Source organism: Haliscomenobacter sp. (genome assembly GCF_040403615.1).
Taxonomy (GTDB): domain Bacteria; phylum Bacteroidota; class Bacteroidia; order Chitinophagales; family Saprospiraceae; genus Haliscomenobacter.
Genome location: NZ_JBBAKG010000033.1, coordinates 1 through 11,819 on the forward strand (window position 1 = coordinate 1; position 11,819 = coordinate 11,819).

Below are 11,819 nucleotides of genomic sequence, written 5' to 3' on the forward strand. Positions count from 1 at the left end.
TTCATTGGAGGCATCATCGTCTTCATCAGTTTTTTGTTTCCGACCCATACCCGATTCAAGTACAGCTATGAACAGGGTCAAATTTGGAATTACGAAGACCTGGTAGCCCCATTTAATTTTTCCATCAAAAAGCCTGAAAAGGCACTCAATGCCGAGATCAAAGCCCTCGTTGCAGATTTTTCGCCATTCTACCGCATCAACGACAGTGTAGAAGTAATCAGCTTGCGCAAATTTGATGCGCGATTTACCCGGCAATTGAAAAACCTGGAAAAAGGACAGTTCAATGATGTACGGCGCAATCCCAATTTGTACCACAATTTTGGCGTCAAATACCTTCAAAATACTTACCTCCAGGGGGTAATCCAACTTGATCAAAATCACTTAGGCAAAAACAATAATTTTGTGATCCATGTTTTGGCCAGCAGTACTTTTCAAGAAAAAACCCTTTCCAATTTATTTACCATATTGACAGCCAAAGCAGCGATTTCCGATACCCTTCAAAAAAGTGGCCTGCCTGATGCTGATTTTCTTTATGCAATTCTTACTGAATGTGTTAGCCCCAATATTTTTTACGATAAAATAAACTCTGAATTAGCCCAGAATGAAATGTTGAGTAAGGTGGTCAAATTCAGTGGCATGGTGCGAAAAGGAGAATTAGTTGTCCCTCGTTTTGGCCTGGTCAGTGAAACCGTTCACCTCAAACTGGAAAGCCTGAAAGAGCATTACGAAAACGAGATTATTCAGCGCAGTTCCGGCATTTACCTCGGGTATTTTGTGTTAACGGGCTTGGTTGTAGGTCTGTTTGCTGGTTTTTTGTTTTTGTTTTGCCGTCCTTTGTTTGAAAACTGGTATGAACTGGTGTTCCTTTTTAGCTGGTTTCCCTTGTTTGCCTATTTGGTGTACATCATTACACGCATCGACGCCCTGAGCATATACATCATTCCATTTGGCATTGTACCGATCTTGGTCAAAACCTTTTACGACAAGTGGATGGCTTTGTTTACCCACTTGATGATCGTATTGTTGGCAACTTTCCTGTCTTCTTCTGGATTTGAATTTGCTTTTTTGCAACTATTGATTGGCGTAGTTATCTTGTTGACCAATGTGGATACCAGGGACTGGAACCAATACTTTTTTACCATTTTTTATATATTCATGGCCTACTGCCTGGGCTTTGTTGGCTTGAGTTTGGTGCAGCAAGGCCGTTTTCAGGGCATTGATTTGACGATGTTCAACTGGATTTTCCTGAGTACATTTTTGACGTTGCTGGCCAATCCTTTGATTCCCTTGCTGGAACGCCTGTTTGGGTTCACCTCCTCGATGGCACTTGCAGAATTGTCGGATCTGAACCGGCCACTCCTGCAACGATTGGCACTTCAAGCCCCAGGTACCCTTCAACATTCCTTGCAGGTAGCCAATCTTGCCGAGGCAGCAGCGCGTCGCATTGGAGCAAATCACCTGCTGGTACGCGTTGCCGCCTTGTATCACGACATCGGCAAAACAGTACAACCAGAGTACTTCATCGAAAACCAGGGCGGAACCAACCCACACAACCAATTGCCTTACCGAGAAAGTGCGCGTATCATCATCAACCATGTAGCTCAAGGGGTGGAGATTGCTAAGCAGTACCGTTTACCCAAAATTTTAATTGAATTTATTCTTACCCACCACGGTACTACTTTGGTGGAATATTTTTACCGAAAAGAAATTGCGCTAAATCCAGAAATAGAAGTGTCTGAAGCAGACTTCTCTTATCCTGGTCCCAAACCCCGCACTAAGGAAGAAAGCATTCTGATGCTGGCCGACTCCATAGAAGCCGCTGCCAAAGCTACCCTGAAAAATCCCTCGCCACAAGACATCAAGGCGCTGATCGAGCGCATCATTGCAGGCAAATTGAGTCATGCTCAATTGGAAGACTCTGCGTTGACTTTTAGCGATCTTGAAAAATGCAAAGGGGTTTTTCTTCAAATCCTGCGTTCAGTTTACCATTCAAGGATTGAATATCCGGTCGAAAAATAACATTCAATTGATCTTCAATAAGAATGGCAAAAAAATACTGGAATTTATTCACCTAGAATATTACCTTTGCGCCACATTTTTTACAGGGTATGGAACAGGTAATTTTTAAAGATCTGGGACGCATGTCCTATCAGGAGGCCTGGGACTTCCAAACGCAAGTTCACAGCGAGATTGTAGAGCGAAAACTTGCTTTACGCAATGGTTCCCTTCCCTTGTCTGAAAATACAGCTGGATTGCATTACCTGTTGTTTTGTGAACATCCGCCCGTATACACCCTGGGCAAAAGTGGTTCCTTGAGCAATCTATTGCTGGATGAAATTTCTTTACAAAAAGCTGGCTTTGAGTTTTTTAAAATCAACCGTGGGGGTGACATCACTTACCATGGGCCTGGCCAAATTGTAGGTTACCCCATTTTTGACCTGGACTGTTTTTTTACTGATGTCCACCGTTACGTACGGACTTTGGAGGAGGCGGTCATCCTCACCCTGGCAAATTATGGGCTAAAAGGAATGCGGGTTGAAAAATACACCGGGGTTTGGCTGGAAGCCACCGAGGCGAAACCCTTGCGCAAAATTTGCGCCATTGGGGTACACCTGAGCCGTTGGGTAACCATGCATGGATTTGCTTTCAACATCAATACCAATCTGGATCACTTTAAGCATATTATTCCCTGTGGAATCGTAGATGAAGATAAAGCAGTTACTTCCTTGGAACTAGAACTGGGGGAGGAACAAGACATCGAAGCAGTTAAGCAAAGCCTGAAGCAGCATTTTGCGCAGGTTTTTGGTTTTGAATTTGCGATGCCCGTAAACACCATGGAATGAAAAAAGACATTTTAATCCCCAAAGTAGAAGACCTGGCGATTGCCATTGTACCTGGTAGCGACGAAGACCTATGGGATGTGTATTTGCTGAATTTCAAACAAGCCCCACTAACTTGTGTCCTGGTCAACTCCAATGGCTATGGAGAAATTGAAGGAGAAAACGTAAAAACGACAACTTTAAGGCATTTTTTTGAAGAAATTCCCGGAGAATCCTGTACTTTGATCGAACCAATTCAGGATAAATTGTTCTCTTTGGCCAACGAATATTGGGTCAGCTTTGTGTACCAAGAATTGATGTACGACAAGAAGTACATTTTTGTGCACGGCAGTATATCCAAAGATCACTTTACCACCATCCCCTTTGTTGAAAAGAAAGGCGTGATGATTCGTTAGAAAAAGCATCTTACAAGTACCCCCTGTAAAACCGGTAAAAACAATACTTCCCATGCAAACCTTGGAACCCAAGCGTGTCTCCGAATCCCGATCAGTAATGACCGAAATGGTCATGCCCAATGATGCCAATCCAATGGGCAATTTGATGGGCGGAAATTTGTTGCGTTGGATGGACATTGTAAGTGCAATTTGCGCTGGAAAGCATTGTGAACGACATGTTGTAACTGCCTCTGTGGATCATGTGTCGTTTCAACGCCCTATCAAAGTTGGAGATGTGGTAACCCTGGAAGCGACCGTTACGCGCGCGTTTAACAGCTCGTTGGAAGTATATGTTGAGGTTTTTGCTGCCGATATCAAAGGGCAAAACGCCCGCCGCTGCAACCATGCCTATTACAGTTTCGTTGCGCTTGACGATTCCAATGGAAGTCCCATCCACATTCCTCCGCTTACTCCGCTCACTGAAATCGAACAGCAAAGGTACGATAGTGCGCCACGCCGCCGAGAACTTCGACTTATCCTTAGTGGAAGAATGAAACCAGAAGACGCAACCGATTTGAGGGAATATTTTAAACAAATTTCTACGAAATAAGCTTTATTTTAAAGTTCCATAGAACATTCCTAACAAATCTATAATCCCTGAATCTGTGTCAAATCGATACCACCTTAGTTTAGCATTCTATTGCTTACTGGCCATTTGGTCTTGTCAACCCAGTACACAATCCGAACCCTGGCAGGCCAGTATTGACCACAAACAAGCTCCTGCCGACCATTTCTATCTGCAAAGGGCCTATCCAGATGGTACCTTTTCAGAAAAAAGCTACAAGGCTGCCCTGGCCGAGGCCAGCGCGCAAATGAATTTAAGAGAAGGTCTTCCTCCTGGATTTAGCGAATTATGGAGCGCGAAAGGCCCTGGAAATATTGGAGCACGCGTCAATACCCTCGCGGTTCATCCTACCAATGAAAAAATCATTTATGCAGGGTTTTCCTGTGGCGGAGTGTACAAAACCAAAGATGGCGGACTTACCTGGTCGCCTATTTTTGACGATCGGGCTTACCTGGCGATCGGCGCAATTGCCATTGACCCCAGCAATCCTGAAATCGTTTATGTAGGTACCGGAGATCCCAACATTACTGGTTATCCTTTTTTGGGAGATGGATTGTACCGTTCCGTCAATGGCGGGCAAAGCTGGAGTAGAATTGGCTTGGCAGAAACCCGCATCATTTCCAAAATTGTCATCGATCCCAGCAATCCCCAGCGCATCCATGTAGGTACAATGGGTTTGCCTTTTGAACGCAACCGCCAACGCGGATTGTACAGTACCACAGATGGCGGACTCACCTGGAAACAAAGTCTATTCGTAAGCGAACAAGCGGGCATCATCGATCTGGTAATAGACCCCAAAAATCCCAGCACCCTGTACGCCGCCGCCTGGAACCGCATCCGCAACAATCGGGAATCCATGATCTCCGGCCCCGATGCCGCTATTTACAAAAGCACCAATAGTGGTCAATCCTGGACAAAATTGACCGGAGGATTGCCCACTGGCAACATGGGCAGAATTGGATTGGCTTTTTATTCAGGTACGCCAAATCATGTTTTTGCCATGTACAACGACGACACCGCAGAATTGGAAAACATTTTCCGTACTTCGGATGATGGAAATACCTGGGAGCCCCTGATTCTTCCGGGTAAATCAAATTTGCCCAGCACCGTTTTGGGAGGGTTTGGATGGTATTTTGGAAAAATCGCAGTGAATCCAAAAAATCCGCTGGAACTTTATTTGCTCAGTATTTCTCTCTGGAAAACCAGTGATGGAGGGCGCAGCTGGATTCCTCAAGGGGACGGCGAAGTCCACTCAGACAAGCATGCCCTCGTGTATACACCTTCTGGAGACCTATTATTGGGCAGCGATGGCGGCATCGACAAAAGCACCGACGGCGGCTCTACCTGGATAGACATCGAGTCCATTCCAACTACCCAGTTTTACCGCATCGACTACAATCCGCACAATCCCAATCGTTATTACGGAGGTACCCAAGATCATGGAACAGTAAGCGGCTCAGATGTAAATCAGAACTGGCAACGCATGGAAGGGGGGGATGGATTTCAAATGCGCTTTAATCCAATTGACGCCCAGGTGGTTTGGGCACAAACCCAAAACGGGACTTTGCGGGTAAGCACCAATGGAGGCTCCTATTTCCAACTGGCCCTGGTAGGGATTGACCGCACCGAGCGGGTCAATTGGGATGCGCCTTTGATCATTAGCCCGCATGACCCGGAAATTTTGTATACGGGCACACAGCGGATATACCAAAACAGCACAGGAACCAGTCCGCTTTGGCGACCCATCAGCCCCGATTTAACCGATGGCAATATTTATGGCCGCAATTTCCACACCATTTCCTGCTTACATGAATCACCGTTGAACCCAGACCTCCTTATGGCAGGCACCACCGACGGGAATGTGTGGCAAACCAACGATCTGGGAAACCAATGGAACCGTATAGATGCTACATTGCCTGAACGCTATGTTACTGCGGTCAAAACCTCGCCCAGCAATGCCAGTACGCTTTACGTCAGTCATTCCGGGTATAAAGACAATGACAACCAGGCGCAATTGCGTATGAGCCGCAACCTGGGCAAAACCTGGACTTCCATTGCCGGTGATTTGCCACCACTGGCCATCAATGATTTTATCGTATTGCCCGGCCACCAAGACTCCATTCTTTTTGTGGCCAACGATGGCGGCGTTTATGCCAGTACCAATTTTGGTAAAAACTGGAACCGCCTAGGCACCAATATGCCCATCATTGCCGCTTATTCCCTGGCCTGGAATGTAGCCAAAAATGAATTGATTGTAGGTACCCACGGCAAGTCTATTTATGCATTTCCATTGCGAAAATTACTCAATGGAAATGTCACTTCGACCAAGCTGGCAACTGTGCCTGATCATTTGTTAAAAGTTTATCCACAGCCTTTCAGCACCACGTTAAGCCTCGATTGGGAGGCTCCTGATCCGAAATCCCATTGGATTCTCAAGGTTTTTGATACCCAAGGAAAAGTCATTTTCGGGCAGTCGCTTGGGATGGGTTCGGTGCCACAAGTACAATTGAGTACCAGCCATTGGAACAAAGGCATTTATTGGTTACAACTTTCTGATGGACACCGACAAATCAGCCGAAAGTTGATCAAAATTTAATTTCCAGAAGGGTACAGGGTGGCAATTGGTTTTATTGTGCTTATTTTTAGAGATTATAACCTGAACGAAAACGACAATGAAAGTTGGATTATTTATTCCTTGTTACGTTGACCAATTCTATCCCAAAGTAGGAATTGCAACCTTGCAGTTGTTAGAAAAACTGGGATGTACAGTTGGTTTTCCATTGAATCAAACCTGCTGTGGTCAGCCTATGGCCAACAGCGGATTTGAGCATTTGAGCAAAGACTGCAACACCTTATTCATCAACAACTTTGCAGAATACGATTATGTGGTTGGGCCTACGGGCAGTTGCATCTTGCACCTCAAAGAACACCTGCACGACGAGCAAAAAGAAACCGAGGCTACTGCTTTACGAGGAAAAGTTTTTGAACTTTGTGAGTTTTTGACCGATGTATTGAAAGTAGAATCCTTGGAAGCATCCTTTCCGCACCGCGTTGGGTTTCACCAAAGCTGCCACGGGCAGCGGGGATTGGGTTTGTCCCAAATGTCAGAATTGATGGCCGCGCCATTTTCCAAACCAGCACAATTGCTCAGAAATGTTAAAGGGTTGGAATTGATTCCTTTGACCAGAACGGACGAATGCTGTGGTTTCGGTGGCACCTTCAGCGTTATGGAAGAAGCAGTCTCGGTAAAAATGGGAAAAGACCGCGTAGCCGACCACCTCAACCACGGTGCCGAATACATCACCGGGGCGGATATGTCCTGCCTGATGCACCTGGAAGGCATTTTGAAACGTAGCAACAGCAAAGTGAAAATTATTCACCTTGCCGAGATTTTGAATGGGGTATAATAGCTGTTTTTTTGATTACAGCTCTTTCAAATATTCCAACAACACCCGACGCTCTTCTGCACTCAGTCTGTCGCTGAAAGTATGGCCTCCATTGCCATATCCAACAATGGTTGTGTTGTAGGTCTGTTTGTCTTTGTCTCCCTTTTCGACGCTGTATTTCCAACCCATCTTCTCCAAATCGTAGTCCTGGTCTTCAAAACTGCGCCGCCAGAATTTTGGCCTTTGAGCACTATTGAGTAGGTCTTCAAGATTAGGCACTGACCCATTGTGCAAATAGGGTGCCGTGGCCCAGATTCCATCCAGTGGTGGCGCTACATAACCCCGAGAAGGTCGTGCTTCTGAACGGGGAGCTGATTTCCCATACCAACTTTCGTTGTACCAATTGCTAAAAGCGATGTTTTGCATAAAGTAATTCGCGTAAGCTGAATCCGTACCTACACGGTCTATTTGAACCAAAAGGTTGGGAAAAGATTCTTCAGTGCCGTATTTGCCATGACAAGACTGACAATATTTGGTAAAAATCATTTTGCCTTGCGCCGACAAAGCAGGATCAATATTGCCTGGATATTTAGGGGCTTTCAACTGCTGCAACCAGGCCATCACGTCCTTAAAGTTGTTGTTGATCCGCCGGGCATTGATGGTATCTTCTACTGCGACCACCGCCACTTGCATCAGCAATTTGGTAAAATCTCCCCGCCCCATGCCATTGTAGTACAAAGCATATTTTTTCTTAGCCAACCAAAGTGGCGGCACATCCGAACCAATCGATTCATCGGGAATTGGATAGGCAGTTTGATCGCCATTCCAACTCAAATCCACCGTTTTGCGGTGTGCCACACTGGCTTGCTCCAAGGCAAAGGCAGGATTAATGCCTTTGAATGGCATAATGGTGTAGGGAATGGTGGCCTTCCCCCCTCTTCCAAAGGATTCAAATGCGTCCCACTCGGGAGATTGCTTGCCATACTTGTTGCGAATGCCAAATTCCACCAATTTGAATAAGCCAGCATTGTTTTTGGTAAAATCCAATAAGCTATTGCCCAATCCTGGGATGTATTGTCCATTTACTTTGCCCGAATGGCATCCAAAACAGGTTATTCCACCCACGACTTGCACGCCAGAAGGCATGGCAAATGCATTGAACCCAGGTGGCAATTTGGCATTGATGCCTTCCCGCTGCAACAAATTTTCGTCGCTCAAATTTGATTTGAATGAAGTGAAAAAACCCTGTGGAATTCCTCCTCCAATAAAATCACCCGTGCGCAAATAATCCCATCCTTGCTGCCCATCTCCGGTTTGAGGTTGCACATTGACTGGCAATGCACTGGTGCCAAAAGGAGTTTCAGGATCAGTTGGTTGTATCGAATCATTCTTGACATAACTCAAGATGAGAAGCGCAACAAAAGAAAACAACAAAAAATGGCGTTTGGTATTCATCGGAATTGGGTTTGGCATTTGACACGTTTCAAAACAAAGCAATATTCCGAATGTTTTTGCTTTCTTTAATTTATGCACGGGATTTTCGTACAACTTCCTAATGCTTACCCGAATTTTCTGTACTATTGTTCACAAAATCGGAAGCTACCAACCATTTGTGCTATGATCAATTTAAAAAAACTCCCAGTAAGGGGTGAAATGGGCTTCAATGCCATTATTGAAGTACCGGCAGGAACCAACCGTAAACTTGAAATTCAACCCGACGGTCAGTTTGTCGCAGAACTGATGAATGGCGTGCCTCGCGTAGTCAATTTTTTACCCTACCCTGGCAATTATGGTTTCATCCCTTCTACCCTCATGGATGAAGCCCGCGGTGGCGACGGCGATGCATTGGATGTGATCATCATTGGAGAAACCGTACCAGTTGGCACAGTTCAGGAATTCATACCGATTGCCGTTTTGAAGATGATTGATGAGGGCGAAAACGATACCAAAATCATTGGGGTTCCAGCAGATCCGGCTTTGCGCGTGATCAACGCAACCAACTTTGAACAATTTTTGTTAGCATACAGTGCTGCCAAAACCATTATTGAAACCTGGTTTGAATACTACCAGGGATACGGAACTGTCCAGATTTTGGGGTGGGAAGATGAACAATCTGCCCTGGCTGAAATCGAAAAATGGACACTATAAGTCTGTAAGTATAAGATTCCTTGAACCCTGCAACATTCTCGCTCAAAATCACTGGTTTGTATGCTCGATAACCAAAATCACCTGAATCAATCGCCACTAACTACCAGTGCCGTGGAGGAATCTCGTCGATGTTCGATCCATAGTTTACTAAGTCCATTTCGCTTTGCCAAAAAGGTAAGTTTTCCCATTGGCAAAAAAATCGCGGTTGAAGGCTATGAATGGATTTATGCCAATCGAATCGATCAGATCAGGGAATATTGGGAAGGAGACGACAACCTCTTCTTGCAAAGCAAATACTTGAAAGCCCTGGAAGATTCCAAAACGGAAGGCCTGGGATTTCGCTACCTCCTCGCGCTCAAAGAAGGAAAAGCCATTGCTGGCATTACCTTGCAACTTTTGAACGTCGATGCGGAACACAGCATTCGATTTTTGAGAATGGGCGAAATAAAGGGATTTTGGGATCAAATAAAACTGCTGATCGCCCGGTGGGGCAAATACAATTTTCTGATTTGGGGCAACATGTTCCTGACCGGAAAATACAACCAATGGTGGGATGTACCTGAAAATGAACTGCCAACCCTCAAAGCTGCAACCCTGGCAGTGATGACCAGTCTGGCCCATCAGGAAAAAATCCAGATCATGATGGGCAGAGACTGGCTGGAACATGAAACTGCCATGGAAAAAGCGGGCTTTCATGCCATCAATTTCCAGCCCAGTATGATCATGGAATTGCCCAGTCACTGGAAAACGATGGACGATTACCTCAACGCCATGAGTTCCAAGTACCGGGTTCGGGCACGCAGGGCGCTAAAAAAAGCCAGTGGCGTGATTTTTCGAGAATTGGATCTTCGCCAAATAGAATTGTTCAATGAGGATCTCATTGCGCTGCATTATGCCGTAGTAGACCAAGCCGATTTCAATATGATGTGGGCTGGCAAGGATTATTTTATTCAACTTAAACAACAATTGGGAGCTGATTTTTGCCTCACTGCTTGTTTTGAGAAAGATCGATTGTTGGGCTTTTTTACAACCATTCGCAATGGCAAAGAACTGGAAGCCAATTTCCTGGGATTTGATGCCCAGGCCAATCGCGAGCATCAACTATACCTTTGCATGCTGTACAAAATGATCGAACAGGCACTGGAAAATCATTGTAAGAAAATCAGTTTCGCCCGTACTGCTTTAGAGATCAAAAGCTCGGTAGGCGCAGTGGCACACAAAACTTACATTTACATGAAACATACCAATCCGTTCTTGAATCGGTTGTTGCCTGCTACCGTTCGATTTGGAGACCCCAAAGAGGAATGGACACCTCGACATCCTTTTCGGGAGGAATGATCAAAAACACCCGATCTGCTCAATTTTTCCACTCAAACAGAATGGTGTCTCCTGGTTTGCCAGTATGCAGTTGAAGGAATTTACGGGTTTCTGGCAAGGTATCGTTGGGGGACAAAATCTGTAAAATCACGGGTGGATTGCGCAATTCAGCCTGTTTTTGCTGCTCAATAGAAATAAAAATCAGGGTTGGCCCCACAAATGCAATCAGCAGCAACAAGACTAAAACCATTTGTATTGAAATCCGCTGAGACATTTTATGCCAGCGGTCATAGCTGTCTAAGCGTCGTTGCAGGCGTTTCCAAACGTTGAGTCTAGGCAGGTCTTGAGTATGATAGGTTTGTTGCCGAAACAACTCGCCAAGATCTTTATTCTGGTTCATGGCTTGGTGGTTATTTTCTCCGGGGCATCCACTTCTTCTTCCTCTTCTTCAATGTCAAACAATTCAATGCCCGGATAGCGGATTTGCTCCAAAAGACTCTTTAAGCGCTTTTTGGCCAAAATCAGTTGCGATTTGGAGGTATTGATGCTGATGCCCATAATTTGGGCAATTTCGCGGTGCTTGTAGCCTTCCATCACGTACAGGTTAAACACAGTTCGGTAGCCAATTGGCAGCAGTTCGATCAAATTCAGAATGTCTTTGGCCACCAGCTCTTGCAAGACCGAGGTCGTCACGGGTACATCGATGTCCTTCAATTCAAGGGGTTGGCTGAAGTTGACTCTTTTGCGCAGCGCCATCAACGATTCATTGACCACTACCCGTCGTATCCACCCCTCGAAACTGCCTTCTCCTTTGTACTGCTCAATATTGGTCAGGACTTTGAAAAAAGCTTCAACCAGCACATCTTCTGCATCTTCCAAGCTTTTGACATAACGCCTACAGACCCCAAACATGTTTGGCGAAAAACGGTCGTAAAGGGCTTGCTGAGCCCTGCGATCCCTTTGTCGGCAGGCATTGATCAAATCTTTTTCACTCACAAAAAGCTATTTAGCCAAGGAAGATTGGGTGTGTCTAATACGTTGATGCAATTTAAGATGTTTTTTGGCGTGAACAACCGAAAAAAATATTTGACATTTATTTTTTAATTTATTATTTTTACAAACTTTTTAT

The 11,819-nt window shown here is 45.2% G+C and carries 11 protein-coding genes; 8 read left to right on the forward strand and 3 right to left on the reverse strand.

The features are described 5' to 3' along the window. The 6 genes from ABW391_RS12460 to ABW391_RS12485 all read left to right on the forward strand — a co-directional run. On the forward strand, positions 1-2,019 hold a 2,019-nt coding region (locus ABW391_RS12460), incomplete at its 5' end, for an HD family phosphohydrolase (protein ID WP_353482202.1). Between the two features lie 89 nt (positions 2,020-2,108). Next, a complete protein-coding gene (gene lipB / locus ABW391_RS12465; RefSeq protein ID WP_353482203.1) occupies positions 2,109-2,843 on the forward strand; it encodes a lipoyl(octanoyl) transferase LipB in 735 nt (244 codons plus the stop codon). After that, positions 2,840-3,235: a hypothetical protein gene (locus tag ABW391_RS12470; protein ID WP_353482204.1), complete on the forward strand. Its 396-nt coding sequence runs from the start codon at positions 2,840-2,842 to the stop codon at positions 3,233-3,235. Before lipB ends, ABW391_RS12470 begins: the two co-directional genes overlap by 4 nt. Positions 3,236-3,287: 52 nt before the next feature. Continuing rightward, positions 3,288-3,824, forward strand: coding sequence for an acyl-CoA thioesterase (locus ABW391_RS12475; RefSeq protein ID WP_353482205.1), 537 nt, complete (start codon positions 3,288-3,290; stop codon positions 3,822-3,824). A 55-nt stretch (positions 3,825-3,879) separates the two neighbouring features. Continuing rightward, positions 3,880-6,435, forward strand: a complete 2,556-nt coding sequence (locus ABW391_RS12480; RefSeq protein ID WP_353482206.1) for a T9SS type A sorting domain-containing protein — start codon at positions 3,880-3,882, stop codon at positions 6,433-6,435. A 76-nt stretch (positions 6,436-6,511) separates the two neighbouring features. Next, positions 6,512-7,246, forward strand: a complete 735-nt coding sequence (locus tag ABW391_RS12485; RefSeq protein ID WP_353482207.1) for a (Fe-S)-binding protein — start codon at positions 6,512-6,514, stop codon at positions 7,244-7,246. A gap of 15 nt (positions 7,247-7,261) precedes the next feature. Here the strand turns inward: ABW391_RS12485 and ABW391_RS12490 are convergent, their stop codons facing one another. After that, positions 7,262-8,680 (reverse strand): c-type cytochrome, encoded by a 1,419-nt coding sequence (locus ABW391_RS12490; protein WP_353482208.1) that lies wholly within the window; start codon positions 8,678-8,680, stop codon positions 7,262-7,264. A gap of 162 nt (positions 8,681-8,842) precedes the next feature. Here ABW391_RS12490 and ABW391_RS12495 point away from each other — a divergent pair, with 162 nt between their 5' ends. Together ABW391_RS12495 and ABW391_RS12500 are read left to right on the forward strand one after the other, a co-directional pair. Further along, positions 8,843-9,373 carry an inorganic diphosphatase gene (locus tag ABW391_RS12495; RefSeq protein ID WP_353482209.1) on the forward strand — a complete coding sequence of 177 codons (531 nt, stop codon included), beginning with the start codon at positions 8,843-8,845 and terminating at the stop codon, positions 9,371-9,373. 60 nt (positions 9,374-9,433) lie between these two features. Continuing rightward, the gene (locus ABW391_RS12500) at positions 9,434-10,711 is read left to right on the forward strand and encodes a GNAT family N-acetyltransferase (protein ID WP_353482210.1); all 1,278 of its coding nucleotides are present in this window, start codon (positions 9,434-9,436) and stop codon (positions 10,709-10,711) included. 19 nt (positions 10,712-10,730) lie between these two features. On the opposite strand, the gene ABW391_RS12505 is transcribed toward ABW391_RS12500, so the two are convergent. Together ABW391_RS12505 and ABW391_RS12510 are read right to left on the reverse strand one after the other, a co-directional pair. Continuing rightward, on the reverse strand, positions 10,731-11,090 hold the full coding sequence (locus ABW391_RS12505; protein WP_353482211.1) for a hypothetical protein: 360 nt from the start codon (positions 11,088-11,090) through the stop codon (positions 10,731-10,733). Next, a complete protein-coding gene (locus ABW391_RS12510; RefSeq protein ID WP_353482212.1) occupies positions 11,087-11,686 on the reverse strand; it encodes an RNA polymerase sigma factor in 600 nt (199 codons plus the stop codon). The genes ABW391_RS12505 and ABW391_RS12510 overlap by 4 nt, the downstream gene beginning before the upstream one ends. Positions 11,687-11,819: the final 133 nt, after the last annotated feature.